Here is a 26,354-nt window from a genome sequence, read left to right on the forward strand (position 1 = left end):
GCGATGCTCGCAGACCTGGCTGCCGGCTTACTCCGATCCCGCCCCTTGCCGGAGCGGGATCTACGAAACCCTACTGAGACTCGACGCTAATCAAGTCCCGTGGGGGAGAGGGGGGCACGGCGCCGTATTACCAACCCATGTAATGGCCGCCATTGATCGCGAGGTTCGCACCCGTGATCCAGCTGGCTTCCTCGGTGGTGAAGAAGGCCACCGCATGAGCGATTTCCTCCGGCTTGCCGAGTCGGCCCACGGGAATCTGCGCCACGATCTTCTCGCGCACCTCTTCCGGTACGGCCATCACCATGTCAGTGGCGACGTAGCCGGGCGAGACGGTGTTCACGGTGATGCCGAAGCGCGCATTTTCCTGCGCCAGCGAAATGGTGAAGCCGTGCATGCCGGCCTTCGCCGCCGCGTAGTTGGCTTGGCCGTACTGGCCCTTCTGGCCGTTGATCGAGCTGATCTGCACGATGCGGCCCCATTTGCGCGTGCGCATGTCTTCGATCACCGGACGGGTGACGTTGAAGCAGGCATTGAGGTTGGTATTCACCACATCCATCCATTGCTGGTAGGTCATTTTGTGGAACGTGGTGTCGCGGGTAATGCCGGCGTTGTTGACCAGGATGTCCACCGGTCCCAGCTTGTGGTGAATGGCGTCGATCATGCTCTGGCAAGAGCCCGGGTCGCATACGTCGCCAGGCACCGTGGTGACTTCGATGCCGTCCTGCGCCATGGCCTTGCGCCAGGCTTCCGTCTTCTCCTCGTCACGATAGTTTGTGACAACTTTATGTCCCTGTTTGGCCAGGTAGCGCACGATCGCCGTACCAATACCGCCGGTGCCGCCTGTAACCAGAGCCGTACGCTGGGTCATGCCTGTTCTCCGTGTAATGTCTACGTAATGAGTGCCGCGCGGGACGCGCGAACCCGTTGAGGTTATACGCAGACATCACAAAGGCATAGCGGTTCTCTCTCGACACGCCGCGGCTGCGCATCAGATCCTTATACAAGGTTAAGCGGCACGATGGTCGCTGCATTGCGTCAAACGATGCGGTTCGAAATGCGCCAGCGCAGCATCCAGCAATTCGGATGGATGGACGGCCGTTTCCGAGGGCGAGAGGCCAAGAAACCGGAGCGCGCGGCGCAGGCCGGGCATGGGGTTGCGCGGGTCCAGCTCTTGCGCGCGTTCGGACTTCGACAATTTGCGGCCTTCCGCGTCCAGCACCAGCGGCAGATGCAAGTAACGTGGCGTCGGCAAACCCAGGCAACGCTGCAGCCAAATCTGACGGGGCGTGGAATCCAAGAGATCGCTGCCGCGCACCACCTGGGTAATGCCTTGCCAGGCATCGTCCACCACGCAAGCGAGCTGGTAGGAATAGAAGCCCTCCACGCGGCGAATCACGAAGTCGCCCACACCGTCGCGCAGGCGCTGCTGCTGCGGGCCTTGCAGCTCGTCGATGAAGGAAATGGTTTCCTCCGCCATCCGGATGCGCCAGGCCGGAGCGCGCTGGGGATCCGACCGGGCCATGCAGCGACCGTCACGGTGAATGCCGCCCGCCGAGGCCAGGTCGCTACGGCTGCACCAGCATGGAAAGACCAGGTCGGCCCGGCGCAACTGCTCGAAGGCGGATGCATAGGCGGCGAGCCGGGATGATTGGTGCATGACCGCCGCGTCCGGCACCAGGCCGAAGCCTGGCAGGGCGGCAAGGATGGCCGCCGCCGAACCGGGTACTTCGCGCGGCGGATCGATGTCTTCCATGCGTACTAGCCATTGCCCGCCCGCGTGTCGCGCGCACAGCCAGCTACCCACGGCGGCGACTAGGGAGCCAGCATGCAAAAGACCGGTGGGGGAGGGAGCGAATCGTCCGCGATAAGTCATCGCGCCATTCTACGTAAGCCGGGCGGAATCTCCGCGTCGGCCAAGTCTTTGTCGAGGAGCCTCTGATCTATTCCTACGTACCCGGCATGACGTCCAGAAGGCCCGCAGGGTGTGTCGCGTGGCACAGGGCAGACTGGCCGTCTGTTCAAGCCACGGGGCACAGCCTGCGGGCCTTCTGGACATCACCCCGTCATTCAAATTCAAAAGGTTGGGGCCGCACTGTATGCGCGCCTCGCTTCGCCCCGCCGTCTAGACATACTCCCGGTATGCCTTCGCCGCCGGGGCGAAGCGAGGCGCGCATACAGTGCGGTGACGGGCACGTAGGAATAAATCAGAGGCTCCTTAACCCTTGAAAAACCGGCACTTGGCCCGAATCTCCGTGGTCGGATTACCATTGCTCCTTCGGAACGACAATTAGGGAAGACCATGCGCCGTATTGCACTTTTCCTTCTCACCAACATCGCCGTCCTGCTGCTGCTGAGCATCGTCTGCCATCTGTTCGGCATCGATCAATGGGCGGCTGCGCGCGGTTACGGCGGCATGGGCGGGCTGCTTGCCTATGCTGCGGTCTTTGGCATGGGCGGCGCTTTCATCTCGCTGGCCATGTCCAAGTGGATGGCGAAGATGACCACCGGCGCGCGCGTGATCGAGCAGCCGCAGAACGAAGCCGAACGCTGGCTGCTGGACACAGTGCGTCATCACGCGCAGAGCGCCGGCATCGGCATGCCCGAGGTGGCGGTCTACGACGCGCCGGAAATGAACGCCTTCGCCACCGGCATGAGCAGGAATCATGCGTTGGTGGCGGTCAGTACCGGCCTGTTGCAGCAGATGGACCGCCAGCAAGTGGCGGCCGTGCTCGGGCATGAGATTGGTCACGTCGCCAACGGCGACATGGTCACCCTTACCCTGATCCAGGGTGTGCTGAACACGCTGGTGATCGTGGCCGCACGCATCGTCGGGCGCCTGGTGGACAGCTGGCTTTCCGGCGGCCGCGACCGTGAAGGCGGCGGGATCGGTTATTTCGTGACGGTGCTGGTGCTGCAGCTGGTGTTCGGCTTGTTCGCCTCGATGATCGTGATGGCATTCTCGCGCTGGCGCGAATTTCGTGCCGATGCCGCCGGCGCCAAGCTGGCCGGACGTGGCGCGATGATCTCCGCGCTGCAGCGCTTGCAGCTCAACCATGGCGAAAGCAGCCTGCCCAAGACGATGGCGGCCTTCGGCATCTCCGGCCCGCTGGCGCAGGGCCTGCAGCGCCTGTTCATGAGCCATCCGCCGTTGGAAGAGCGCATCGCGGCGCTACAGCAGCAGGTGTGATGGCTTGCGCCCTTCTTGTAGGGAAGGGGCGCAGGTTGCTCCCTCTACCCCCTGGGGAGGGCGGGTGAGGGGCGAATTCGGCAATGCCGCCGGCTTCGACGCATTACTTGATTGAAGTCTTGGGGCATGTCCCAGTCCCTCCCCCGCCGCGCTCTCGTAGGGAGCGTGCTCCTTTCATTCCTTATTGCCTGACCAACCTTCGACGACATCCATGACTGCCATAGCCGAAACCCGCAAATTCGAAGCCGAAGTCGCCCAGGTGCTGCACCTGGTGACGCACTCACTGTACTCGCACAAGGAAATCTTCCTGCGCGAGCTGATCTCTAACGCATCGGACGCCTGCGACAAGCTCCGTTTCGAATCCATCGGCCAGCCCGAACTGCTCTCCGGCGACGCCGAGCTGCATGTCGACGTGAGCTGGGATCCCGACCAGCGCACGGTCACCGTGCGCGACAACGGCGTCGGCATGAGCCGCGACGAAATCGTCGCCAACCTGGGTACCATCGCCAGCTCCGGCACGCGCCGTTTCCTGGAGGCGATGAGCGCCGAGCAGAAAGGCGACGCACGTCTGATCGGCCAGTTTGGCGTGGGCTTTTATTCGGCCTTTGTCGTGGCTGACAAGGTCACCGTGCTCAGCCGCCGCGCCGGCCTGTCGGCCGCAGAGGGCGTGAAGTGGGAAAGCGACGGCAAGGGCGAATATTCGCTGGAGCAGTTCGAGCTGCCTGAACGCGGCACTGCGATCGTGCTGCATCTGAAGGCCGATGAGGATGCGTTCCTCAAGCGCTGGGAACTGCGCTCGCTGATCACCCGCTACTCCGATCATGTCGCCTTTTCCATCCGCATGCCGCTAGAGAAAGACGGCAAGCCGAGCGAGGAATGGGAAACCGTCAATGCGGCCTCTGCGCTGTGGACCAAGCCCAAGAACGAGATCAGCGACGAGGAATACCAGAGCTTCTACAAGTCGCTGGGCCACGATTTCAACGATGCGCTGACGTGGACGCACAACCGCGTCGAAGGCAGCCAGAGCTACATCACGCTGCTTTATCTCCCAGCGCAGCCACCGTTCGAACTGATGATGGGTGGCCGGGATGAGCGCAAGGGCCTGAAGCTCTACATCAAGCGCGTCTTCATCATGGACGCGGCGGAAACATTGCTGCCCAACTACCTGCGCTTCGTGCGCGGCGTAGTGGACGCCGACGATCTGCCGCTCAACGTGAGCCGCGAGATCCTGCAGCAGAACCGCCAGCTCGAGCGGATCAAGGCCGCCTGCGTCAAGCGTGTGCTGGACCTGATCGAAAAGCTGGCCAAGGATGAGCCGGAGAAGTTCCACACCTTCTACCAGGCCTTCGGCAACACGCTCAAGGAAGGGATCGCGGAAGATCACGCCAACCGCGAGCGCATCGCCAAGCTGCTGCGTTTCGCTTCCACCAAGGGCGAGGGCAGCGCCCGGAACGTGTCGCTGGACGATTACATCGGCCGCATGCCGGTGAGCCAGGACACCATCTGGTACATCACCGCCGACAGCCACGCCGCGGCGGCCGGCAGCCCGCAACTGGAAGCGTTCAAGGCCAAGGATATCGAAGTGCTGCTGATGTCCGACCGCATTGACGAATGGATGCTGGGCAGCCTCAACGAATATGCCGGCAAGAAGCTGCGCAACGTCGCCAAGGGCGAACTGCCGCTGGATGAGGAAGCGAAGAAGCAGCAGGAAGAAGCGAGCAAGGCCGCCGAGCCGCTGCTCAACAAGTTGAAGGAATTGCTGGGCGATCGTGTTGGTGATGTGAAAGTTTCGGCACGTCTGACCGATTCACCGTCGTGCCTGGCACTGTCCGATTACGAGATGGCTCCGCATCTTGCGCGCTTGCTGCGTGAGGCTGGGCACGATATGCCCACGAGCAAGCCCACGCTGGAGATCAATCCGCAGCATGCCCTGCTCAAGCGGGTGGAAGCGGAGAGTGACGCAGGCAAGGCGAAGGATCTCGCCAACCTGCTGCTGGAACAGGCGGAAATCGCCGCGGGAGCGCCGTTGCCTGATCCTGCGGCGTTCGTGCAGCGCTTGAATCGCGTGCTGTTAGGTTGATCTCACCTTAAGCCCTCTCCCCCGCCGGGAGAGGGTCAGGGGGGAGGTTGGGGTGCCAACCCCAATGTCCCCTTGGTCACGCACAGTTGCTGCTTGTCATGATTGGCTGCATTGCCTGCGCGACATGCAGCGCCGGTGCGACGACGAAAACGCCGCTGTTGGGGTATTCACCCTGACATTTCCCCACGTTTAGTGGCGTGCACTCGGCAAAAATCAACGTTACAGCCAGCGCCATGTCAGCGCGAATCGTCATTCCGGTGAAAGCCGAACAAAACCGTGAGGCATCGCCGCGATGAGCTATCTTCCTGATGTAACGAAGATTCTTGATTGAAAACGTGGGCATGCCTCAGGGTGCAAACCTCGACGTCGCGCGGCGCGGGATGGCGAAGTTGCGGTTTTCACCCCAACCTACGCGGTAATCAGATGTAATCGAGGCAGGTGCGCCCCCCACACGACGGCCAGCAAACGCGTCAAAAGGATCACCGCCACGCCCACGCTCACGGCAATTGCACGTGGTGTCCCCAGCTTTTGCAAAACCAAATACGCCACGATTCCCGCAATCGCCGCTGTGGCATAAAGATCCTGTTGAAAGATCAACGGTACGCGGGCACTCATCACATCGCGCAACATGCCTCCAGCCGTGCCGGTCATGGTGCCCATCAGTATGGCGATCAGCGGCGAAAGTCCCGCTGCTTCGGCAATCTGTGCGCCACTGATGGCAAACAGCGCCAACCCAAGCGCATCCGCAATCAGGAAGCCATGTCCAGGCGGTGGAAGGAAGGTGAGGTAGAGCATGGCCAGCGCGGCGGCGAGCAGGATCACCAGCAGATAGCGTGCATCTCTTACCCAGAAAATCGGGTGGCGATTGAGCAGTACGTCACGCAAGGTGCCGCCACCGATAGCGGTCAATGCGGCCAGTGCCAGGCCGCCGAGCAGATCTAGCCCTGAGTGTGCAGCCACCAGCACCCCACTGACCGCAAACACGGCCACTCCGATCAGATCCAGCAGATAAAGCAGCATGTGGCTTCCTATGCGTCATTCGCTTGTGCTTGTATCGGTGCGCCGGTGTGCCCACTTACCCTGCATCCGCCAGGCCCCATTCCGATCATGCCACGATGAAACACGCTCCCGATCAAACGCTTGCCGAAGTTCGCGCCGATCTCTGGCTGTGGGCCGCGCGCATCTACAAGACCCGCAGCCTGGCCAAGCAGGCGATCGACGGCGGCAAGGTCGACGTGAACGGCGTCGGCTGTAAGCCTTCCAAGGCCCTGCACGTGGGCGACAGGGTGCGCCTGACGCGTGGCGAGGAGCGGCTGGAACTGGAAATCCAGGCGCTTTCCGAGCAGCGTGGACCGGCCAGCATGGCGCAAATGCTGTATCGCGAAACCGAAGCCAGCCGCGTCGCACGCGACCAGGCCCGTGAGTTGCGACGCCTGAGCGGCGTGGGGCTGAATCGTCCAGCCTCCCGTCCAAACAAGCAGCAACGTCGGGAATTGCGACGGCTTAAGGATTTTCCCTGAGCAGCACATCTCAGAAATCCGCGCCCATCTGCGTGATGATCATTCCGCACAAGCAGGCAGCCCAAGGAGTGGTTGCTGCGAAAGGCGATGCAAGGGGGGGCTTATGAGCGGTATGGATTTCTTCAAGCGGCTGCTGGGCGGCCAGACGCCGGAAAGTGCGCAGCAGGCGCGGCTCGTGCAGGCCGCACCGGGCATGCACACGCTGGTGGTGGATGACTCGCCGACCATTCGCGCCGTGCTCGGCAAGATGCTCGGCCAGGAAGGTTATGCGGTGCAGAAGGCCGTCGACGGCGAAAGCGCCCTCGAACTGGCCAGGGCCGAGCAGCCGGAACTGATTTTTCTCGATATCGTGCTGCCGGGTATCAACGGCTTCGCCGTGTTGCGTGCCCTGCGCCAAGACCCGCTTACCCGGCACATCCCGATCGTGATGATCAGCGGCAACCAGCAGGCTACAGAGCAGTTCTACGTGCAGCGGTTTGGCGCCGACGATTTCATCAAGAAGCCGTTCGGGCAGCGCGCCGTGCAGCAATCCGTCGATCAACTGGTGCGCGCAGGCCGCTTACCGGCGCGAGCGCCAGTGCCGGCCGTGGCCACCGCAGAGGATACGCCTTACGACGAGCTGCGCAGCACGCTCTCGGGCATGGCTGCCTGACTTCAGACGGAACCGCCGCAGTGCGGGGGCACTGCGGCGCTTTTTTGCAGGCTGGGATTGGCATCCCAGCCTAGCTTGCTGCGATCACGCTATGTCGTAGCGATCCAGGTTCATCACTTTGTTCCAGGCCGCCACGAAGTCATGGACGAACTTCTCCTGTGCATCCGCGCTTGCATAGACTTCCGCCAGAGCCCGCAGCTGGGAATTTGAACCGAAGACCAGATCGGCGCGTGTACCGCTCCACTTGACTTCACCGGTCTTGCTATCGCGTCCTTCAAAGACGTCTTGGGCGTCGGAGACCGCCTGCCACGTCGTGCCCATGTCGAGCAGATTGACGAAGAAATCGTTGCTCAATGTGCCTGGCCGATGGGTGAGGACGCCATACTTGGTGTGTCCCACGTTGCTATCTAGTACGCGCATTCCGCCGATCAGTGCAGTCAGCTCGGGCGCGCTCAGTACCAGCAATTGCGCCTTGTCGACCAGCAGGACTTCGGCGGGAACGGCGTAGCGACCCTTGAGGTAGTTGCGGAAACCGTCCGCCAGCGGCTCTAGTACAGCGAAGGACTCCCTATCGGTCCACGCTTGCGTGGCATCCGTCCGTCCCGGCGTGAAGGGAACCGTTATTTCGACACCGCCGTTCCTGGCAGCCTGCTCGACGGCGGCGCAACCGCCAAGCACGATGAGGTCGGCGAATGACACCTTCTTGCCGCCTGACTGCGCGCTGTTGAAAGCCTGCTGGACCGTTTCGAGCGTCTTCAGGACCTTCGCCAGCTGCTCAGGCTGATTGACCTCCCAATCCTTCTGCGGGGCGAGGCGAATGCGGGCGCCGTTGGCACCGCCGCGCTTGTCCGAGCCGCGGAAGGTGGAAGCCGACGCCCACGCGGTCGAAACCAGTTCCGGTATGGACAGGCCCGAAGCCAGCAGTTTGGCTTTGAGCGCCGCCACATCCTTTGCGTCGATCAGCGGGTGATCGACGGCAGGAACGGGGTCTTGCCAGATCAGCTCCTCGGCCGGAACTTCCGGACCAAGATAACGTGCGCGGGGGCCCATGTCGCGATGGGTCAGCTTGAACCACGCACGGGCGAACGCGTCGGCTAACTCGTCCGGGTTCTCCAGGAAACGGCGCGAGATTTTTTCGTAAGCAGGATCGAAGCGCAGGGACAGATCGGTGGTCAGCATGGAAGGCGCATGACGCTTGGAACGGTCGTGCGCGTCCGGCACGGTGCCGGCGCCGGCGCCGCCCTTGGGCGTCCATTGATGCGCGCCGGCTGGGCTCTTGGTCAGCTCCCACTCGTAACCGAACAGGTTCTGAAAGTAGTTGTTGCTCCACTTCGTCGGCGTGGTGGTCCAGGTGACTTCCAGGCCGCTGCCGATCGCGTCGCCGCCTTTGCCGCTGCCAAAGCTGCTCCTCCAACCCAGGCCTTGTTGCTCGATGCCGGCCGCTTCCGGTTCGGCGCCTACATGGGTTGCCGGGCCCGCGCCATGGGTTTTGCCGAAGGTGTGGCCGCCCGCAATCAAGGCGACGGTTTCTTCGTCATTCATGGCCATGCGCCCGAAAGTCTCGCGAATGTCCTTGGCGGCGGCGAGCGGATCGGGCTGGCCTTCCGGGCCTTCGGGATTGACGTAAATCAGACCCATCTGCACCGCCGCGAGCGGATTTTCGAGGTCACGCTCACCGCTGTAGCGTTCGTCGCCACCCAGCCAGGTGGTTTCGGAGCCCCAGTAGACGTCCTCTTCGGGCTCCCACACGTCCTCACGGCCGCCACCGAAACCGAAGGTCTTGAACCCCATCGATTCCAGCGCGACGTTGCCGGCAAGAATCATCAGGTCGGCCCAGGAGATGTTCCGTCCATACTTCTGCTTGATCGGCCACAGCAGCCGGCGCGCCTTGTCCAGGTTGACGTTGTCGGGCCAGCTGTTGAGGGGGGCGAAGCGCTGCTGGCCGGCGCCGGCGCCGCCACGGCCGTCACCGATGCGATAGGTGCCGGCACTATGCCAGGCCATGCGAATGAACAAGGCGCCGTAGTGCCCGAAGTCCGCCGGCCACCAGTCCTGGGAGTCGGTCATCAAGGCATGCAGATCCTTCTTCAAGGCCGCCAGATCGAGGCTCTTGAACGCCGTGGCATAGTTGAAATCCTGGCCCATCGGATTGGACCGCGAGGAATGCTGGTGCAGGATCTTCAGGTTCAGCTGGTTTGGCCACCAGTGCTGGTTGTCGGGACCGCTGGCGGAATGCTTGAAGGGGCACTTCGATGCGCCGGACACAGGTGCTTCCTGGGTAGGTGTCGCGATGTTCGGGTCTTGGCTCATGGCTGAAGTCCTTTCGGTGGGAAGGGTGGGGCTGGTGTCGGCTGGCCGCCTGGCCAATCTACGCCGAGGAGTTCCTCAGGTGAATTTAATTGTTCTGATCGATTTCATAGGCAAGCGCTATGGTCGAAGCCATACCGTCTGCTACCTCGCCATGCATCATCACTGAACTGGGCCACCCTGATGATGACAAGGCGCAACGGTTTCGTCAGTCGGCCGAGCCGATCAGTTCCAAGGCCACTGCACGCGCCGCGCGGCGCACTTCATCCGCGAACGCGGGATCGTCGACGGTGCGAGCCAGCACCATGCCGCCTACGCAAAGAGCTGTGATCGCCAGGCTGCGATCACGCGCGCCGTCATCTTCGCCTTCCATGCCACGGGCCAGCATGCTCGCCATGTGCTCCACCAGGCATCGATAGGCTCGTCGAGCGTGCGGCCCTGCACGGGCGGTATCGGAAGGCAGCGCGATCATCGGGCAATGGGCTTCGATGTCTGCCAGGTGGGCGGTGGAGAGATAGGCTTCCACGATTTGGCGCCCGAACGCGTCGCCACAGCCAGGATCCAGCCGGATGCCTTCCCAGCGCTGGCTGGGGTCGAAATCCAGGTAGGCTGAAACCGCTTCGGCGTACAGTTCTTCCTTGGCCTTGAAGTGGTTGTAGAAGCCGCCGCGCGTGAGCCCGGCACGCTGCATGATTTCATCGATGGAAACTTCGTCGAAGCCGCGACGATTGAACAGCTCGCGGGCGCAATCGACGATGCGCTGGCGGGTTTTCTGCTTATGTTCGGCGCTCAGGGGCATGGGGTGAGCAGGGTGGCCGGGGTGGGCAAAGCCTACTGCGAAAGCAAAATATGTTCTTGAACATATCAAGGACGCTGACAAACTCCGTGGCGTTCCGTTGGCTCCCCCACACCTAGGAGGCATTGATCATGACCATGAAGCTGTATTACGCACCGACCATGAATCCGCGCAAGGCATGCGCGGTGGCCAAGTATCTTGGCTCGCCGGTGGACTATGTCCGGGTGGACTTGGCACGTGGCGAGCACCGCTCGCCGGAGTTTCTGGCGTTGAATCCGAATGGCAAGGTGCCGTTGCTGATCGACGGCGATTTGCACCTATGGGAGAGCACCGCGATCATGGCTCACCTGGCGGTAAAGGCCGGCTCCGATCTGTGGCCCGCCGAGGCCGCGCGCCAGGTCGAAGTATTGCGCTGGATGTCGTGGGATCTTTGCCACTTCTCGCGCCATGGCGGCACGCTTTACTTCGAACATCACATCAAGCCGATGATCGGCCTGGGCGAGCCCACGCAGGCTGCGGTGGATGAAGCCAATGGGTTCTATAAGCGCTTCGCGACCGTGCTCGATGCCCATCTGGCGCAGCATGCGTACTTGGTAGGCGACAAGCTGAGCATTGCCGACTTCGGCGTTGGCGTGTTGTTGCCCTGGGCCAATGAAGCTCGATTGCCCATCGATGGTTTTGCCAACATCGCACGCTGGCACGAGCGGTTGATGGCGCTGCCGGCATGGCGTGAACCTTTCCCCGAGCCGCTGCCCGTTGCGGCCTAAGCCGTTCCCGCTGCGCCGTGTAGGCTGGGATGACCATCCCAGCCTACACGGCGCCACACCAGTTGCACGGTGCCGTTACACCAAGGCTTTCAGTCGGTACAACACTTCCAGCGCTTCGCGCGGCGTCAGCGCATCGGGATCGACGTCCTTGAGCGCATGCTCTGCGGCAGACGGTTCGGGTGGCGCGAACAAGCCCAATTGGGGTGATGCTTCGCGTTGCGGCGAGGGCTTGGAGGCATGCGCGTGCATGCCGTTTTCGAGTTCCGCCAGCGTCTTGCGCGCATCCGCAATCACTGCTTTGGGCAAACCGGCCAAGGCGGCCACCTGCAAGCCGAAGCTGCGATTGGCAGGCCCTTCCTTCACGGCGTGCATGAAGACGAGCTGGTCGCCGTATTCGACGGCATCCAGATGCACATTGGCGATGCTTGGGATTTCGGACGCCAGTTCCGTCAGCTCGAAATAATGGGTGGCGAACAGCGTATAAGCCCTGCTGCTCGCGGCCAGATGCACTGCCGCGGCGCGAGCCAGGGCGAGGCCGTCATAGGTGCTGGTGCCACGCCCCACTTCATCCATCAGCACCAGGCTATGCGGCGTGGCGTTGTGCAGGATGTTCGCCGTTTCGCTCATCTCCACCATGAAGGTGGATTGCCCGCGCGACAGATCGTCGCCGGCGCCGATACGGGTGAAGATGCGATCGATCGGGCCGATCACCGTGCGCGAGGCCGGTACATAGCTGCCGATATGCGCGAGCAGCACGATCAGTGCGTTCTGGCGCATGTAGGTGGATTTACCACCCATGTTCGGGCCGGTGATCACCAGCATGCGGCGCTGCTCATCCAGCACCAGGTCGTTCGGCTCGAACGGCTCCTCGCGCACCTTTTCCACTACCGGATGACGGCCGCGCTCGATCTTCAGGCCCGGCTCGTCGGTGAGTTCGGGGGCACTCCAGTCCAGCACCTGGGCGCGTTCGGCCAGAGTGCACAGCACGTCGAGTTCCGCCATCGAGGCGGCGGCATGCTTGAGCGGCTCCAACTGTGCAGTGAGCGTGTCGAGCAGAGTCTCGTAGAGTGCGCGCTCGCGCATCAGCGAGCGTTCCTTGGCGGAAAGCACCTTGTCTTCGAAGGTTTTCAGCTCTTCGGTGATATAGCGTTCCGCGTTCTTGGTGGTTTGCCTGCGCGTGTAGTGTGTGGGCGCCTTGTCCGACTGTGCCTTGCTGATTTCGATGTAGTAGCCGTGTACGCGGTTATAGCCGACTTTCAGCGTAGGGATGCCGCTGGTGGCCTTTTCGCGTTCTTCGAGTTCGACCAGGTATTGATCGGCATGCGTGGCAAGGCGGCGCAGTTCGTCCAGCTCCGCGTCGTAACCGTCGGCGATGATGCCGCCGTCACGCAACAGTACGGGCGGTTGTGCGACGACGGCGCGCTTGAGCAATTCGGCGATAGCTGCGTGATCGCCAATGCCTTCCACCAGGGCGTGCAATAGCGGGCTGTCCAGGCTGGCGGTCGATTCGCGCAATACGGGCGCGGCAGCCAGGCCATCGCGGAGCGTGGAAAGATCGCGCGGACGCGCCGAACGCAAGGCCACGCGGGCAAGAATACGTTCCAGGTCGCCGATGCCGCGCAGCTGTTCGCGCAGGGTCTCGTCGCGGCGCGTTTCGATCAGCGCGCCGATGGCTTGATGCCGGCGCCGCAGGGTATCGCGCGATCGCAGCGGCCGGTTGAGCCAGCGGCGCATCAGGCGTGCGCCCATCGGCGTCACGGTTTCATCGAGCACGCCAAGCAGGCTGTGTTCGACGCGTCCGCTGGGGTGGGTATCCAGTTCGAGGTTGCGGCGCGTGGCGGCATCCAGTGCAATCGTTTCGCTCGCGCTTTCCACCGCCATGCCCGAAAGATGCGGCAGCGCGCTTTTCTGTGTCTCTTCCACATAGCCGAGCAGGCAGCCGGCGGCGGCGATGGCCAGCGGCAGATTGTCGACGCCGAAGCCGCCAAGATCGCGCGTGCCGAAGAAGCGATTCAGTTCGCGCCGTGCCGCATCGCCGTCAAAATGCCACGGCGGCCGCTTGCGCACGCCGGGCAGGGCGCTGACCAGTTTCGGCCACGCCACGTCTTCGCCGACCAGCGTTTCCGCCGGTTGCAGGCGCGCCAATTCCGCCGCCAGCGCCTCCGCACCCGGCACCTCGCTGAGCAGAAAGCGGCCGCTGGAAAGGTCCACCCAGGCCAAGCCATAGCTGCCATGCGCGCCGGCGGCGATCGCCAGCAAGAGGTTGTCGCGGCGTTCTTCCAGCAGCGCGGCATCAGTCACCGTGCCAGGCGTGACGATGCGTACCACCTTGCGTTCCACCGGTCCTTTGGCCAGTGCCGGGTCGCCGATCTGCTCGCAGATCGCCACCGATTCGCCCAGCCGCACCAGCTTGGCCAGGTAATTTTCCACCGCGTGGTACGGCACCCCCGCCATCGGAATCGGCTGGCCTGCGGACTGGCCGCGTTGCGTGAGCGTGATGTCCAGCAGACGCGCCGCCTTGCGTGCGTCCTCATAGAACAGCTCGTAGAAATCGCCCATGCGAAAGAACAGCAGCACGTCCGGATGCGCGGCTTTGGCCGCGAGGTATTGACGCATGAGAGGGGTGTGCAGGTTCAGATCTTCTTGATTCATGCGGTCGGGTGACAGGACAGGCGGGTGCAGCCAGGTCCTTGGCTGGAGGGAATCCTGAAAGTCTCGCATGGACGCGGTGCTTTGCCTATTTGTACGCAGGGGGCTGAGCGAGTGCGCCTTGCGGAGGTCAAATCCCGTACTAAGGATGGTCTGAAAAAGTCCGTCACAGACTTTTTCAGACGCGCCGCGTCCGGTACACGCCCGGACGCGGCTACGCCAAATCAGGCGCTTACGCGCTTGATTCGCGGCGGGCCTTCCCTGGCCCGCGGAAACTCTGAACTTATTCAGAGTTTCCCTAACGGGAGCACAGGGAGATGGGGGCACGCGATGCGCCGAGGGTCAGTCCCTCTTGGTTTGGGTCTGCTGGTCGGGCACAGCCTGCAATGCGGGGGACGGATTTGGCGATCGCGGTAGCGGTTGGCGAGGCTCAGAGCGTTCCAACTGCCAGAGCTGAGTTGCGGCCAAGCCACCGTAATACGCATTGATGTGGCGTAGCAGTTGCCCGGCGACATCGATCCTTCCGTTTTGCAACGATTGCCCGGCTTGATCCAGCTCGGCATTCAGCGCCTGCTCGATGCGTGCGCGGCATGCCTTGAGCTTGTCCTGATCTACAGGGTGATGCTGATCCAGTGCAAGCAACGCGCGCTCCAGCGCTGCTGGATTAGCCAGTTCATGGCCTAGCCATGGCATGGTCACGGTATCGACGTCCGTGATGCACCACTTGTCCAGCGAATGGCGGCTCAGCCGATCCATTTCCAGCCGCTCGCGGTCCTCAAGGCCGGTGAGATAGACCAGGCGGGTGGAGGTCTGCAACTGCTCCATCAGGGACGCCTGCGGGAGAGGGATGGTGTCGCCGAGGGGATCGCTGCCGGCGTCGAGCAGGACGCCGTGGAACAAGTCCGGATAGCCCACCGCGAGGCGCAACGCCACCCGTGAACCGCCGGAAAAGCCGCCGACATAGATACGCCGCGGATCGATGCGATAGCGCGCCATCACGTTGATGGCGGAAAGCAAGGCCAGTGGTTCGCGGCGATCGAGCGGGTCGGCCTCGTTGCCCGAATGGGCGGCAGTGACCAGGATGATGCCGCGGCGTTCCAGTACACCGGTCCAGCGTGGCGGCACCCTGGCCTCGTCCCAGGGGGGGACGAAAACCAGCAAGGCGTAGCCGTCGGGCGGCTCCTTGGCGGGGACGTAGAGGGCGAAGCGTTCGTGTTCAAGCCCGATCGGTTGCACGTCGTCCGTGCGCTGCTGCAGGCGTGCTGCATCGAGCGGGCTGAGCATGCGGGTGGCAAGTTGCCGGCTGCCGGATAGCGGGCTGTACTGCGAGAACACCACGTCGGTGAACAAGCCGGTGGCTGGCGGATCCGTGGCGATGGCTGTGGCACATGGCAGCACAGACAGTCCGGCCAGCAGCAAACTGAAGCGGGTCCCGGATCCTTTCATGCCGGCAGGCTAGCACGGGGCCTGCAGTCCCGCAGGGACTTGGAAGCGAGCCATCATCTTGGAAACAATGGGGTTCCCCTCAGAAACACGGTCGGTGCCATGACGCTTTCGTCCTTTCCTGCTGATGCCGCGCTGACGGTGCTGGCTACGCGCGTCGCCACTGCGATGCAGCAGCACAAGTTGATGCTGGCTTGCGCCGAATCCTGCAGCGGTGGCTGGATTGCCAAGGCGCTCACCGACCTGTCCGGCAGCTCCGCCTGGTTCGAAGCCGGCGTGGTCAGCTATAGCAACGAGGCCAAGATGGCGCTGCTGGGTGTGCAACGTGAGACGCTGGAGCGCGCCGGCGCGGTGAGCGAGGCAACGGCACTTGAAATGGTCTGCGGTGTATTGCGGCGCCTGCATGCCGGCGTCGCGGTGGCGGTCACTGGCATTGCCGGGCCTAGCGGAGGCACGGCTGAGAAACCGGTAGGCACGGTATGGATTGCTTGGCAACGTGAAGGAAGCGATGCGCGCGCCAAACTGTTCCATTTCGGCGGCGATCGCGATGCCGTGCGGCGGCAGACGGTAGCGGCGGCCCTCGAAGGCGTGCTGCACATGCTGACGGTCTGAGTAGCTGTTGACCAGCGTTCTGGCTCGGGCTCGATGTGGGATACTTCCCATCCTGCATCCCAGCCCGTGAGACGAGCACGCGGCATCATGCTCGCCACGACCACTTTCGAACAGCGGAATCAAGACGATGGATGACAACAAGCGCAAAGCGCTCGCTTCGGCCCTCGGCCAGATCGAGAAGCAATTCGGCAAGGGCGCGGTGATGCGCCTGGGCGATCGTACCGACGACAACATCGACACCGTCTCCACCGGTTCGCTGGGCCTGGATATCGCACTGGGTGTCGGCGGCCTGCCGCGCGGCCGCGTGATCGAGATCTACGGTCCGGAATCCTCGGGCAAGACCACGCTCACCCTACAGGTGATAGCCAACTGCCAAAAGAACGGCGGCACGGCTGCTTTCGTCGACGCCGAGCATGCGCTCGATCCCATCTACGCTCAGAAGCTGGGCGTGAACATCGATGACCTGCTGGTTTCGCAGCCCGATACCGGTGAGCAGGCGCTGGAAATCGCCGACATGCTGGTGCGCTCCGGCGCGGTGGAGGTGGTGGTGATCGACTCCGTCGCCGCGCTTACGCCCAAGGCCGAAATCGAGGGTGAAATGGGCGACTCTCACGTCGGCCTGCATGCCCGCCTGATGAGCCAGGCGCTACGCAAGCTCACCGCCAACATCAAGAAATCCAATTGCCTGGTGATCTTCATCAACCAGATCCGCATGAAGATCGGCGTGATGTTCGGCAACCCTGAAACCACCACCGGCGGCAATGCCTTGAAGTTCTACGCCTCCGTGCGCCTGGACATCCGCCGCATCGGCGCGGTGAAGAAGGGCGAGGAAGTGATCGGCTCAGAAACGCGCGTGAAGGTGGTAAAGAACAAAGTGGCGCCACCGTTCCGCCAGGCGGAGTTCGAAATCCTCTACGGCGAAGGCAGCTCGCGCGAAGGCGAGATCATCGAGCTGGGCGTGGCGCAGAACCTGATCGATAAGTCCGGCGCCTGGTACAGCTACAAGGGTGACCGCATCGGCCAGGGCAAGGAAAACGTGCGCCAGTTCCTGCGCGACAACCCGGCCATCGCCAACGAGATCGACCGCGAATTGCGCGCACGCCTGCTGGTAGGTGGCGGCGGTACCATGGCTGCTTCCGAACAAGCGGTGGAGGAAGCGTGAGCATGGCAGAGCGACGGCTGAGAATTCTGTTGGTCGGGGCCTCGGGCACCTTGGGACGCGCGGTCGAGGCGGAACTCAAGCCTCGCCACGAAGTGATCGCTGCCGGACGCGGCTCCGGCAGCCTGCGTATCGACCTCACCGACGTCGCCAGCATCCAGAGCGCCCTGCAGCAGGCGGGCGAGCTGGATGCGGTGATCAGCGCAGCGGGCAATGTCACGTTTGCCCCTCTGGAGGCCTTCAAGCCAGCGCCGTACGGCGAATCCCTGCATACGCAGGGCCTCGCCGACAAGTTGATGGGGCAGGTGAACCTGGCCCTGGCGGCCCGCGATCATCTGCGCGATGGCGGCTCGATCACCCTCACGACCGGCATCCTTTCCGAGCAACCGATCGTGGCGGGCAGTTCCGCGAGCCTGGTCAACGGCGCGGTGGAGGCCTTTGTGCGTGCCGCGGCGATCGAACTGCCGCGCGGCTTGCGCATCAATGTGGTGAGTCCCAACGTGCTCACCGAGTCGATGCCGGCCTATGCGCCGTTCTTCCGTGGCTTCGAGCCGGTCAGCGCGGCGCGTGCGGCCATGGCCTTCAGCCGCAGCGTGGAAGGGGCGCAGACCGGGCAGGTCTACAAGGTGTACTGACGGCTTTCTCCTCCTCGGGGGATCGCTCGCATCGCCATGAACAAGCGCAGTGACGATCCCGATGGCAAATCCAAGCCCAGCGCCTATGGCAAGGCGTTGGGCTTGCTTGCGCGCCGCGAACATTCCCGTAAGGAACTGCAGCAGAAACTGAACCGCAGCGGCTATGCCCGTGACGAAGCCGGGGACGCCCTCGACCGGCTCGGCGAACAGTATTACCAGGACGACGACCGTTTCGCCGAAAGCCTGATCCGCAACCGGGCTGCCCAAGGCTATGGCCCCATGCGTCTGCGCGCCGAGCTGAAAAGCCATGGTTTGTCGGATGCGCGCATACGCGGCTTGTTGGAGGCGGCTGGCTTTGACTGGGCTGAATCCGCCGCCGCCCAGTTGCGTCGCCGTTTTGGCGCCCAAGGCACCAAGGATCCCGCCGAACGCGCCCGCCGTGCTCAATTCCTCTTGCGCCGAGGCTTTCCCGCCGCCACAGTACGGGATGTTACCCACGCCGACGTGGACGATGCCGCTGACGAAGACCCCTGAGGCCCACCACGGGCCGGGCGAGGGGTGTCTTCGTTTCGCGCCCTTTTTCGCAGCTTTGCCCCGAACCCAATGAAAACCGCCGACATCCGTTCCGCTTTTCTCGACTATTTTCGCGCCAAGGACCATGCCATCGTGCCTTCCAGCTCGCTGGTGCCGGTCAACGACCCGACCTTGCTGTTCACCAACTCGGGCATGGTGCAGTTCAAGAACGTGTTTCTAGGCAGCGAGAAGCTGCCCCATGCGCGCGTGGCCGACGTGCAGCGCTGCCTGCGTGCCGGCGGCAAGCACAATGACCTGGATTCGGTGGGCTACACCGCGCGCCATCACACCTTCTTCGAGATGCTGGGCAACTGGTCGTTCGGCGATTACTTCAAGCGCGACGCGATCCGCTACGCCTGGGAGCTGCTGACGGGTGTCCTCAAACTGCCGTCGGAAAAGCTGTGGGTCACCGTCTACCACACCGACAACGAGGCCTTTGACATCTGGGCCAAGGAAATCGGCGTGTCGGCCGAGCGCATCGTGCGCATCGGCGACAACAAGGGCGCGCCGTACGCTTCCGACAATTTCTGGCAGATGGCCGACACCGGCCCCTGCGGTCCGTGCTCGGAAATCTTCTACGACCATGGCCCCGAGGTGGCGGGCGGTCCTCCTGGCTCGCCCGACGAGGACGGCGACCGCTACATCGAGATCTGGAACCTGGTGTTCATGCAGTTCGACCGTGCACCGGACGGAACGCTGTCGCCGCTGCCGGCGCCCTGCGTCGATACCGGCATGGGCCTGGAGCGCCTCGCAGCCGTGCTGCAACACGTGCACTCCAACTACGAGATCGATCTGTTCCAGCATCTGATCCGGGTGGCGTCGGAACTCACCCAAACGCCGGATCTGGCCGACAAATCGCTGCGCGTGATAGCCGATCACATTCGCGCCTGTTCGTTCCTGATCGTCGACGGCGTGCTGCCTTCCAACGAAGGTCGCGGCTATGTGCTGCGCAGGATCATCCGCCGCGCCTTGCGCCACGGCTGGATGCTCGGCGTGCGCGGTGATTTCTTCTGGAAGATGGTGCAGCCGCTGGTCGAGGAAATGGGCGCGGCCTACCCTGATCTGGCGACCAAGCAGGCGCTGGTCGAGGACGCCCTGCGTACCGAGGAGCGCCGTTTCGGCGAAACGCTCGAAAACGGCATGCGCTTGTTCGAGGCGGTCGCAGCCAAAGTCCAGAAAACGATTTCAGGCGCGGACGCGTTTCGTCTTTACGATACCTACGGGTTTCCCATCGACCTCACTGCCGACATCGCGCGCGAGCGAGGTCTTACGGTGGACATGGATGGCTTCGACCAGGCCATGAAGGAACAGCAGGAGCGCAGCCGCGAAGGCGGTGCCTTCGAAGCAAAGGGCCAGATGCCGGCCGATCTGGCCAGCCAGCTTGCCGCCACGGTTTTCCTGGGTTACGAAACCCTTTCCAGCCGTGCCAGCAAGGTGGTTGGCATCGTGCAGGGCGGTAAGCAGGTCGGGCAGCTTGCGCAAGGCGAAAAAGCCTTCGTGATCCTGGATCAGACGCCGTTCTATGCGCAATCCGGTGGCCAGGTAGGCGATACCGGCGCGCTGTCCAACGGCACCGGCCGGTTTGACGTCAGCGATACGATCAAGATGGGTGGGGTATTTTTCGGCCACGAAGGTTGCTGGCACGGCAACCAGCCACTGCGTACCGGTGACGTGATGGATGCGGACGTAGCCGCAACTCGCCGTCAGGCCACCGTGCTCAATCACTCCGCCACGCACTTGCTGCATGCCGCACTGCGTCAGGTGCTGGGCACGCACGTTACCCAGAAGGGCTCGCTGGTGGCGCCCGACCGGCTGCGTTTCGACTTCTCCCACTTCAAGCCGCTTGCTCGCGAGGAGCTGGCCAGGATCGAGGCGCTGGTGAACGCCGAAGTCCGCCGTAATGTGGAAGCCGAAGTGCGCCAAATGGCTTACGACGATGCGATCACCTTTGGCGCCATGGCGCTGTTCGGCGAGAAATACGGCGACGAAGTGCGGGTGCTGAAGCTGGGCGATTTCTCCACCGAGCTGTGCGGCGGAACCCATGTGGGCCGCACTGGTGACATCGGCCTGTTCAAGATTGTCAGCGAAGCAGGCGTGGCCTCTGGGGTACGCCGTATCGAAGCGGTTACCGGCGACGGTGCGCTGGCGTATGTTGCAGAAGAGGAGCGCCGCCTGAACGAGTTGTCGCAGCTGCTTTCCAGCACTGGCGATGATGTCACCGAGAAGCTTCGCCAGTTGCTCGACCGCCAGAAGAAGCTGGAGCGGGAGCTGGAATCGCTGCGCGCCAAGGCGGCCGGCAGCATGACCGGCAATCTCGCCCAGTCCGCCCATGAGATCGATGGCATCAAGGTCGTGGCGGCGCGCCTGGAAGGGCTCGATGCGAAGGCGTTGCGCGATGGCGTCGACCAGCTGAAGCAGCAGCTCACCGATTGCGTAGTGGTGCTGGCAGGTGCCGCGGAGGGGCGTGTTTCGCTGGTCGCCGGCGTGAATGGCAAGGCGGCTGGCCGCGTCAAAGCCGGCGACGTCGTCGCACACATAGCCGGTCAAATCGATGGCAAGGGCGGTGGCCGTCCGGACATGGCGCAAGGCGGCGGCATGGACAAACCACAATTACCAGACATTTTGACGGGTACAGTGGCGTGGATCGGCAAGCAATTGGCTAGTTGATGCGCTGCGTATGGACCTGCTGTCAAGAATTTGTATAGATTGCACCCAACGCGGGGGCTCGGCTAGTATCGGTCAGATATCGGTGTCGCTTATTGGGGTGGCGCTGTAACTGCCGAGTAGCTTTCCGGAGCAACTCGGCGTTGGAGCCGGGGAAGGCGGTAAGGCCTTTGACGGACGCTAACGTCAGAACTGTATGGTGATGTGCTCAGGGGTGAGGCAGCAACATGCAGATGGCCTGTAACCACAAGCATTAAATGGAGTAGCAGCTATGTTGATTCTGACCCGCAGGGTCGGTGAAACCCTGATGATCGGCGACGAGGTGACCGTTACCGTTCTCGGCGTGAAAGGCAACCAGGTTCGCATTGGCATCAATGCGCCCAAGAACGTGGCTGTACACCGTGAAGAGATCTATCAGCGCATCAAAGGTGAAAACGAGAACGACGGCGGCGCGACTGGCGAGTCGGGCGGACGTTGATTCCCCCTTTACCTGAGGGGCATCGGCCGGTATCCTTTCCGGCTCCCGTGAGTGCTTTGTGACTTCGCGGGGAAAAAATACGGAGAGATGCCCGAGAGGCCGAAGGGGCTCCCCTGCTAAGGGAGTATAGGGTCAAAAGCCTTATCGAGGGTTCGAATCCCTCTCTCTCCGCCACCCATAAAAAGACGCCCGCATGGGCGTTTTTTTATGGGTGGCGGAGAGAGAAGCCCGGTGAGAACCCTTTCGGTTGTCCAAATTTGTCTGCAAATTTGTCTGGAACAAATTTGACAGCCGCAGGCTGGCCCGCCGCTTCGATCCACCTATACGGTCCTGTACGTCACGCGGTAGCGTCAGGCTCCCCAAAAGTCGGGAGAAGACTGTGAGCCATACGACACGGCGGGCCGAACCTGCTGATCTGCAGTGCCTGGTGGCTTTTACGTTAGCGGAAGCCGGCGAAGCGGAAGGCGTCCGGAAAGACCATGCGCAAGTCCGCGCAGGCATTCTCACTGCGCTTCTCGATGAGAGCGTCGCCATGTATTGGCTGCTTGAGCACGGCAGCGACGTAATCGGCCATGTATCAATCGTCCGGGAATGGAGCGACTGGCATGCCGGCTACTACTGGTGGATCCAGAGCATGTATCTCGAACCACGCCATCGCGGCCAGGGACTGATGAAGCATCTGCTGTCTGCGGTGCAAAAAGCTGCACGAGAGCAGCATGCGCTGGAGTTAAGGCTCTACGTTCACAAGAACAATCTATCCGCCATTCATGCCTACCGGAGAGCCGGCTTCAGGGATTCGGACTATCGCATGATGGCCCTGGATGTTGCCGGCGAATGAGTACTGCGCAGCCCATGCACCTGGCATATGCTTCAATCACACGGGCCGTGGATCAACGCGCTGGAGTTTTCTTGGCGCGCTTGCCGATAGCGCCGCTGGCGGCAGCGCCCAGCAAACGGCGGAAGGTGGGACATTCCAGATGGCTTGATGCCGAACAGGCGGCGGCATGGCGTAGCCCGTCGCGCATGGCACTGAGTCTGCGGATGGTGTTGTCCAGTTCCGTGGCCTTGTCCGCAAGCATTTGCCGATCGATATGCGGTCGTCCTCGCGGGGTGAACACTCGGGCCACCTCATCGAGGGAAAAACCTGCCGCTCGTCCCAGTGCGATCAGGGCCAGCCGATCGAGTACTTCGGCATCGAAAAGTCGGCGCAAACCGTTTCGGCCCACCGAGGCAATCAAGCCTTTTTCCTCATAGAAGCGTAGCGCGGAAGCGGGGACGCCCGAGCGCTGCGCCACTTCGGCGATGTCCAGGTACTTCATCCGCTTGACCTCAAGTGAACTTGAAGTGGCAAAGTTTAGCTCCCGTTTCGCACCTGCCAATCTGGATACACACCCGTGAGCACGACTCCGTCCCTTGATAACGATCAGGCAACGCTTTGGAATGGCCGGCATGGACGCTCCTGGATCGAAGCACAGGCCCTGCTGGATGACATGTTTCAACCGTTCGAGGAACGGCTCGTCAGGATGGTTCGTGCCAAATTCGGGCAACGGGTGCTCGATGTCGGCTGCGGTACCGGCAGCACAACCCTGGCGGTGGCGCGCCGGCTCGGCGCGCAGGGGTATTGCATGGGCGTCGACATATCAGCGCCTATGCTCGAGGTAGCACGAGCACGCGCCAAACTCGAAGGCACTTTTGCGAGTTTCCTGTGCGCAGACGCGCAGCGTCACCCCTTCGAGCCGGCAAGCTTCGATCTGATCATTTCGCGCTTTGGCGTGATGTTTTTCGACCAGCCGGTCAATGCGTTCGCCAATCTGCGCAGTGCGGCAAGTCAGGGCGCGCAGCTGCGATTCATCGCTTGGCGAAGCGCAGCGGAAAATCCGTTCATGACCACGGCCGAGCGCGCCGCGGCCCCTTTGCTACCGAGGCTTCCGCCACGGCGGGCGGATGCGCCGGGACAGTTTTCCTTCGCCGACAGGCAACGTATGGCGGCCATCCTGCAGCAAAGCGGTTGGATGGATGTCTACATCCAACCGATCGACGTCGAATGCAGCCTGCCGGAGCAAGCGCTGGTCGGCTACTTCACTCGTCTAGGTCCCGTCGGCCTGGTGTTGCAGGAGGCGGATGAAATAACGCGCAGCCAGGTTGTTGCGACGGTTCGCGCGGCCTTCAATTCCTATGTACAGGGGGCAGAGGTCCGCTACACCGCGGCCTGCTGGATGGTCAGCGCCACTGCACCTTGAGCTCTATGGAAACTCTGAATAAGTTCAGTGTTTCCGTGAGCCAGAGAAGGCCTGCCGCAGATCAGACACGCAAGCGCCTGATCTGGCCTAGCTTAAGTCCGGGCATCTACCGGACTAAAGTGCGGAAGTCCGTGACGGATTTTTTCAGACCGTCCTTATGTGTTCCAACGGCGAATCGTTACGCTCATTCTTCGCGCTGCGGCGCGCGTCCCACGTAACTGGCGCGCGGCCGGATCAGGCTTCCGCTTTCCTGCTGCTCCAGCGAATGCGCTAGCCAACCGGCCATACGGCCTGCAGCGAAGATGGCCAAGGCGACGTCGGCGCCCAGTTCATACGCCGAAGCAATGCTTGCCAATGCAAAATCCAGATTGGGGCGCCGGCCGCACTGCGCCTGTACGGCTTCGATCAACCGTTCGATGGCGGATAGCTTGGCAGGGCGCGGCCGCGTGGCTTGCAATGCCTCCAGCAATACTGCGGCGCGCGGGTCACCTTCGGGGTAAAGCGGGTGTCCGAAGCCGGGCAAGGCTTCGCCCCGGCGTAGTCGCTCGCGCAGGCGGTCGACAGGTTTGCGCTCGCGCAGCATCTCCTGGATGAACGCATGAGCCCGTGCGGCTGCGCCGCCATGATGCGGTCCTGACAGGGTCGCCAGGCCTGCACATACGGCTGCATGCAGGCTGGCGCCGGTGGATGCGGCGACACGCGTGGCAAACGAGGATGCGTTCAGCTCGTGATCCGCACACAACACAAGTGCACAGCGCACCAGCTGGGACAAGCCCATTTCGTCCTTGCGCCAGCTGGCAGCCATGACGTGGTGGATGGGTTGCGCACTGGGCTGGGTGGCGCACAGCAATGCTGCCGTTTCACGCAGCAGCAGTGCCGCATCATGACGGCGATGAAAGGGATCGATGCTGTGCGCGTGCGCGGCATTGAGCGCGAGCAGCGGCAATGCAGCGACCGTTCGTTCCAACGGCGGCACTTCGGCTTGATGGAGCAGGAGTGCAATCGCTGCCGGCCATGGATGGGAGAGTTCAGCGGCAAACGGGTCGTGACTGCCACAATCCCACAACAGTCGCGCTGTTTCCTCCAGCGTTGCACCGCTTTTTGCCAAGGCGATCGCGGACTCGCCACGGTAGTAATGCCCGTGCGGGCGAATCAGCGAAATGCGCGTTTCCAGCACCGGCAGCCCCCAGGCCAGGCTGTGCGCGGCGCCTTGCGCGGCCCCACGTCCGGCTTGCTTGCGCTCGATGAGTTGTTCGACATCGCCGGCGCTGTATTCCCGGGTACGGCCATCCGGACCGGGGCGCGAATCGATGCGGCCGCGGCTGACATAGGCATACAGCGTGGCAAGGCTTACGCCGAGCCGGGCGGCGGCGTCCTGGGCGGAAAGGTAATCGGTGCGCATGGGTAATATATTGATCTTTTTAATCAAGATTGATCAATGTATTTCATCGTGACACAGTGGCGTCCATCGCGTTCGTCAGTGTGCTTCCATGACTCCCCCGGATCGATCGCCAAGGTCTTTGCAAGGCAGCGGCAGCCACATGTCGCCGGCCTGCCCGATGACGAACAGCGCAACGCATCGCACGCAGATGCTTACTGCGCCGCGACATGGCCGCTCTGGTACATCGCTTACAATTTCCCGTTTCGGAGACCCGCAATGACTCAGCTCGATTCTGCCGGCAGCCGCTTCCGCGCCGCGCTCGCCGCCGAAAAGCCTCTGCAGGTGATCGGCGCCATCAATGCCAATCATGCCTTGCTGGCCAAGCGGGCCGGTTATCGCGCGATCTATCTTTCGGGCGGCGGCGTGGCTGCCGGCTCGCTGGGCATGCCGGACTTGGGCATCAATACGCTGGATGACGTGCTTACCGATGTGCGCCGCATCACCGACGTCTGCGACCTGCCGTTGATGGTGGACATCGATACCGGCTTCGGGCCCAGCGCCTTCAATATCGCGCGCACGGTGAAAAGCCTGATCAAGTTCGGCGCGGCGGCTTGCCACATCGAGGACCAGGTAGGCGCCAAGCGCTGCGGTCACCGTCCCGGCAAGGAAATCGTGCCGGCCGGTGAAATGGCCGATCGCGTGAAAGCGGCGGCCGACGCCAAGACCGACTCGCAGTTCTTTCTGATCGCCCGCACCGACGCCATTGCAGTGGAAGGCGTCGATGCAGCCATCGAGCGGGCATTGGCCTGCGTCGAAGCTGGCGCTGACGGCATTTTTGCCGAGGCTGCCTATGATCTTCCGACCTATCGCCGCTTCGCCGACGCGGTGAACGTGCCGGTGCTCGCCAACATCACTGAGTTCGGTAGCACGCCGTTGTTCAGTGTCGAGGAGCTAGGCAGCGCAGGCGTGGGTATCGTCCTGTATCCGCTGTCGGCGTTCCGTGCCATGAACAAGGCGGCCGAAACGGTCTATCAGGCCATTCGCCGTGACGGTCATCAGCGCAATGTGATCGACATGATGCAAACGCGCGAAGAACTGTACGAGCGCATCGGCTACCACGATTTCGAGCGCAAGCTCGACGCGCTGTTTGCCGGAAAGAAATGACCTTTCGTTCCCTGCGGCTGTTTCCCCGACGGCCGCGATCGATGTTT

At 62.7% G+C, this 26,354-nt stretch carries 24 protein-coding genes and 1 tRNA gene; 15 read left to right on the forward strand and 10 right to left on the reverse strand.

Features of this window, described 5'->3' with window-relative positions:
* Positions 1 to 127: 127 nt before the first annotated feature.
* Positions 128 to 868, reverse strand: a complete 741-nt coding sequence (phbB, locus tag EKH80_RS22050) for an acetoacetyl-CoA reductase (RefSeq protein WP_126686962.1) — start codon at positions 866 to 868, stop codon at positions 128 to 130.
* Positions 869 to 1,006: 138 nt separating this feature from the next.
* Positions 1,007 to 1,873, reverse strand: a complete 867-nt coding sequence (gluQRS, locus tag EKH80_RS22055; protein ID WP_126686963.1) for a tRNA glutamyl-Q(34) synthetase GluQRS — start codon at positions 1,871 to 1,873, stop codon at positions 1,007 to 1,009.
* Positions 1,874 to 2,299: 426 nt separating this feature from the next.
* Here gluQRS and htpX point away from each other — a divergent pair, with 426 nt between their 5' ends.
* Positions 2,300 to 3,187, forward strand: a complete 888-nt coding sequence (htpX, locus tag EKH80_RS22060) for a protease HtpX (protein WP_126686964.1) — start codon at positions 2,300 to 2,302, stop codon at positions 3,185 to 3,187.
* 211 nt (positions 3,188 to 3,398) lie between these two features.
* A complete protein-coding gene (htpG, locus tag EKH80_RS22065; protein WP_126686965.1) occupies positions 3,399 to 5,267 on the forward strand; it encodes a molecular chaperone HtpG in 1,869 nt (622 codons plus the stop codon).
* A gap of 76 nt (positions 5,268 to 5,343) precedes the next feature.
* Here the strand turns inward: htpG and EKH80_RS22070 are convergent, their stop codons facing one another.
* Both EKH80_RS22070 and EKH80_RS22075 read right to left on the reverse strand, forming a co-directional pair.
* A complete protein-coding gene (locus tag EKH80_RS22070; RefSeq protein WP_126686966.1) occupies positions 5,344 to 5,610 on the reverse strand; it encodes a hypothetical protein in 267 nt (88 codons plus the stop codon).
* A 65-nt stretch (positions 5,611 to 5,675) separates the two neighbouring features.
* Positions 5,676 to 6,287 carry a trimeric intracellular cation channel family protein gene (locus tag EKH80_RS22075; protein ID WP_126686967.1) on the reverse strand — a complete coding sequence of 204 codons (612 nt, stop codon included), beginning with the start codon at positions 6,285 to 6,287 and terminating at the stop codon, positions 5,676 to 5,678.
* A gap of 95 nt (positions 6,288 to 6,382) precedes the next feature.
* On the opposite strand from EKH80_RS22075, the gene EKH80_RS22080 reads away from it, so the two are divergent.
* A complete protein-coding gene (locus EKH80_RS22080) occupies positions 6,383 to 6,787 on the forward strand; it encodes an RNA-binding S4 domain-containing protein (protein WP_126686968.1) in 405 nt (134 codons plus the stop codon).
* 103 nt (positions 6,788 to 6,890) lie between these two features.
* The gene (locus EKH80_RS22085; protein WP_126686969.1) at positions 6,891 to 7,439 is read left to right on the forward strand and encodes a response regulator; all 549 of its coding nucleotides are present in this window, start codon (positions 6,891 to 6,893) and stop codon (positions 7,437 to 7,439) included.
* Positions 7,440 to 7,523: 84 nt separating this feature from the next.
* Here EKH80_RS22085 and katG read toward each other — a convergent pair whose 3' ends face one another.
* On the reverse strand, positions 7,524 to 9,749 hold the full coding sequence (gene katG / locus EKH80_RS22090; RefSeq protein WP_196240422.1) for a catalase/peroxidase HPI: 2,226 nt from the start codon (positions 9,747 to 9,749) through the stop codon (positions 7,524 to 7,526).
* A gap of 205 nt (positions 9,750 to 9,954) precedes the next feature.
* Positions 9,955 to 10,545: a TetR/AcrR family transcriptional regulator gene (locus tag EKH80_RS22095; protein WP_126686970.1), complete on the reverse strand. Its 591-nt coding sequence runs from the start codon at positions 10,543 to 10,545 to the stop codon at positions 9,955 to 9,957.
* Positions 10,546 to 10,673: 128 nt separating this feature from the next.
* On the opposite strand from EKH80_RS22095, the gene EKH80_RS22100 reads away from it, so the two are divergent.
* On the forward strand, positions 10,674 to 11,309 hold the full coding sequence (locus tag EKH80_RS22100) for a glutathione S-transferase family protein (protein ID WP_230473881.1): 636 nt from the start codon (positions 10,674 to 10,676) through the stop codon (positions 11,307 to 11,309).
* Between the two features lie 75 nt (positions 11,310 to 11,384).
* On the opposite strand, the gene mutS is transcribed toward EKH80_RS22100, so the two are convergent.
* Together mutS and EKH80_RS22110 are read right to left on the reverse strand one after the other, a co-directional pair.
* Positions 11,385 to 13,961, reverse strand: coding sequence for a DNA mismatch repair protein MutS (gene mutS / locus EKH80_RS22105; RefSeq protein ID WP_126686971.1), 2,577 nt, complete (start codon positions 13,959 to 13,961; stop codon positions 11,385 to 11,387).
* 339 nt (positions 13,962 to 14,300) lie between these two features.
* Positions 14,301 to 15,404 carry an alpha/beta hydrolase family protein gene (locus EKH80_RS22110; protein WP_126686972.1) on the reverse strand — a complete coding sequence of 368 codons (1,104 nt, stop codon included), beginning with the start codon at positions 15,402 to 15,404 and terminating at the stop codon, positions 14,301 to 14,303.
* Between the two features lie 99 nt (positions 15,405 to 15,503).
* Between EKH80_RS22110 and EKH80_RS22115 the strand changes: the two genes are divergently transcribed.
* From EKH80_RS22115 to EKH80_RS22150, 8 genes are all read left to right on the forward strand, one after another.
* The gene (locus EKH80_RS22115; RefSeq protein ID WP_126686973.1) at positions 15,504 to 16,013 is read left to right on the forward strand and encodes a CinA family protein; all 510 of its coding nucleotides are present in this window, start codon (positions 15,504 to 15,506) and stop codon (positions 16,011 to 16,013) included.
* Between the two features lie 127 nt (positions 16,014 to 16,140).
* Complete coding sequence (gene recA / locus EKH80_RS22120) at positions 16,141 to 17,175, forward strand: recombinase RecA (protein WP_126686974.1); 1,035 nt, start codon at positions 16,141 to 16,143, stop codon at positions 17,173 to 17,175.
* Between the two features lie 17 nt (positions 17,176 to 17,192).
* Positions 17,193 to 17,807 (forward strand): short chain dehydrogenase, encoded by a 615-nt coding sequence (locus tag EKH80_RS22125; protein WP_126686992.1) that lies wholly within the window; start codon positions 17,193 to 17,195, stop codon positions 17,805 to 17,807.
* A 36-nt stretch (positions 17,808 to 17,843) separates the two neighbouring features.
* The gene (locus EKH80_RS22130; protein WP_126686975.1) at positions 17,844 to 18,341 is read left to right on the forward strand and encodes a regulatory protein RecX; all 498 of its coding nucleotides are present in this window, start codon (positions 17,844 to 17,846) and stop codon (positions 18,339 to 18,341) included.
* A 69-nt stretch (positions 18,342 to 18,410) separates the two neighbouring features.
* The gene (gene alaS, locus EKH80_RS22135) at positions 18,411 to 21,047 is read left to right on the forward strand and encodes an alanine--tRNA ligase (protein ID WP_126686976.1); all 2,637 of its coding nucleotides are present in this window, start codon (positions 18,411 to 18,413) and stop codon (positions 21,045 to 21,047) included.
* A 268-nt stretch (positions 21,048 to 21,315) separates the two neighbouring features.
* Positions 21,316 to 21,522, forward strand: a complete 207-nt coding sequence (gene csrA / locus EKH80_RS22140; protein WP_126686977.1) for a carbon storage regulator CsrA — start codon at positions 21,316 to 21,318, stop codon at positions 21,520 to 21,522.
* A gap of 81 nt (positions 21,523 to 21,603) precedes the next feature.
* Positions 21,604 to 21,696 (forward strand) — tRNA-Ser (locus EKH80_RS22145).
* A gap of 205 nt (positions 21,697 to 21,901) precedes the next feature.
* A complete protein-coding gene (locus EKH80_RS22150) occupies positions 21,902 to 22,360 on the forward strand; it encodes a GNAT family N-acetyltransferase (RefSeq protein WP_126686978.1) in 459 nt (152 codons plus the stop codon).
* A 52-nt stretch (positions 22,361 to 22,412) separates the two neighbouring features.
* On the opposite strand, the gene EKH80_RS22155 is transcribed toward EKH80_RS22150, so the two are convergent.
* Positions 22,413 to 22,841, reverse strand: coding sequence for a helix-turn-helix domain-containing protein (locus EKH80_RS22155; protein ID WP_126686979.1), 429 nt, complete (start codon positions 22,839 to 22,841; stop codon positions 22,413 to 22,415).
* A gap of 75 nt (positions 22,842 to 22,916) precedes the next feature.
* Between EKH80_RS22155 and EKH80_RS22160 the strand changes: the two genes are divergently transcribed.
* The gene (locus EKH80_RS22160) at positions 22,917 to 23,762 is read left to right on the forward strand and encodes a class I SAM-dependent methyltransferase (RefSeq protein WP_230473882.1); all 846 of its coding nucleotides are present in this window, start codon (positions 22,917 to 22,919) and stop codon (positions 23,760 to 23,762) included.
* Positions 23,763 to 23,946: 184 nt separating this feature from the next.
* Here EKH80_RS22160 and EKH80_RS22165 read toward each other — a convergent pair whose 3' ends face one another.
* Entirely contained in the window at positions 23,947 to 25,164 is a 1,218-nt protein-coding gene (locus EKH80_RS22165) for a citrate synthase family protein (protein WP_126686980.1), read from the reverse strand.
* Between the two features lie 255 nt (positions 25,165 to 25,419).
* Between EKH80_RS22165 and prpB the strand changes: the two genes are divergently transcribed.
* Complete coding sequence (prpB, locus tag EKH80_RS22170) at positions 25,420 to 26,307, forward strand: methylisocitrate lyase (RefSeq protein ID WP_126686981.1); 888 nt, start codon at positions 25,420 to 25,422, stop codon at positions 26,305 to 26,307.
* The last annotated feature ends 47 nt before the right edge of the window (positions 26,308 to 26,354 follow it).

Origin of the sequence: Dyella choica (assembly GCF_003977665.1) — a bacterium.
Classification (GTDB): Bacteria; Pseudomonadota; Gammaproteobacteria; order Xanthomonadales; family Rhodanobacteraceae; genus Dyella_B; species Dyella_B choica.

What these genes read in the sequence shown, in the direction of transcription:
- phbB (WP_126686962.1), bottom strand. Translation starts at nt 868, where the DNA reads ATGACCCAGCGTACGGCTCTGGTTACAGGCGGCACCGGCGGTATTGGT.
- gluQRS (WP_126686963.1), bottom strand. Translation starts at nt 1,873, where the DNA reads ATGACTTATCGCGGACGATTCGCTCCCTCCCCCACCGGTCTTTTGCAT.
- htpX (WP_126686964.1), top strand. Translation starts at nt 2,300, where the DNA reads ATGCGCCGTATTGCACTTTTCCTTCTCACCAACATCGCCGTCCTGCTG.
- htpG (WP_126686965.1), top strand. Translation starts at nt 3,399, where the DNA reads ATGACTGCCATAGCCGAAACCCGCAAATTCGAAGCCGAAGTCGCCCAG.
- EKH80_RS22070 (WP_126686966.1), bottom strand. Translation starts at nt 5,610, where the DNA reads ATGCCCACGTTTTCAATCAAGAATCTTCGTTACATCAGGAAGATAGCT.
- EKH80_RS22075 (WP_126686967.1), bottom strand. Translation starts at nt 6,287, where the DNA reads ATGCTGCTTTATCTGCTGGATCTGATCGGAGTGGCCGTGTTTGCGGTC.
- EKH80_RS22080 (WP_126686968.1), top strand. Translation starts at nt 6,383, where the DNA reads ATGAAACACGCTCCCGATCAAACGCTTGCCGAAGTTCGCGCCGATCTC.
- EKH80_RS22085 (WP_126686969.1), top strand. Translation starts at nt 6,891, where the DNA reads ATGAGCGGTATGGATTTCTTCAAGCGGCTGCTGGGCGGCCAGACGCCG.
- katG (WP_196240422.1), bottom strand. Translation starts at nt 9,749, where the DNA reads ATGAGCCAAGACCCGAACATCGCGACACCTACCCAGGAAGCACCTGTG.
- EKH80_RS22095 (WP_126686970.1), bottom strand. Translation starts at nt 10,545, where the DNA reads ATGCCCCTGAGCGCCGAACATAAGCAGAAAACCCGCCAGCGCATCGTC.
- EKH80_RS22100 (WP_230473881.1), top strand. Translation starts at nt 10,674, where the DNA reads ATGACCATGAAGCTGTATTACGCACCGACCATGAATCCGCGCAAGGCA.
- mutS (WP_126686971.1), bottom strand. Translation starts at nt 13,961, where the DNA reads ATGAATCAAGAAGATCTGAACCTGCACACCCCTCTCATGCGTCAATAC.
- EKH80_RS22110 (WP_126686972.1), bottom strand. Translation starts at nt 15,404, where the DNA reads ATGAAAGGATCCGGGACCCGCTTCAGTTTGCTGCTGGCCGGACTGTCT.
- EKH80_RS22115 (WP_126686973.1), top strand. Translation starts at nt 15,504, where the DNA reads ATGACGCTTTCGTCCTTTCCTGCTGATGCCGCGCTGACGGTGCTGGCT.
- recA (WP_126686974.1), top strand. Translation starts at nt 16,141, where the DNA reads ATGGATGACAACAAGCGCAAAGCGCTCGCTTCGGCCCTCGGCCAGATC.
- EKH80_RS22130 (WP_126686975.1), top strand. Translation starts at nt 17,844, where the DNA reads ATGAACAAGCGCAGTGACGATCCCGATGGCAAATCCAAGCCCAGCGCC.
- alaS (WP_126686976.1), top strand. Translation starts at nt 18,411, where the DNA reads ATGAAAACCGCCGACATCCGTTCCGCTTTTCTCGACTATTTTCGCGCC.
- csrA (WP_126686977.1), top strand. Translation starts at nt 21,316, where the DNA reads ATGTTGATTCTGACCCGCAGGGTCGGTGAAACCCTGATGATCGGCGAC.
- EKH80_RS22155 (WP_126686979.1), bottom strand. Translation starts at nt 22,841, where the DNA reads ATGAAGTACCTGGACATCGCCGAAGTGGCGCAGCGCTCGGGCGTCCCC.
- EKH80_RS22165 (WP_126686980.1), bottom strand. Translation starts at nt 25,164, where the DNA reads ATGCGCACCGATTACCTTTCCGCCCAGGACGCCGCCGCCCGGCTCGGC.
- prpB (WP_126686981.1), top strand. Translation starts at nt 25,420, where the DNA reads ATGACTCAGCTCGATTCTGCCGGCAGCCGCTTCCGCGCCGCGCTCGCC.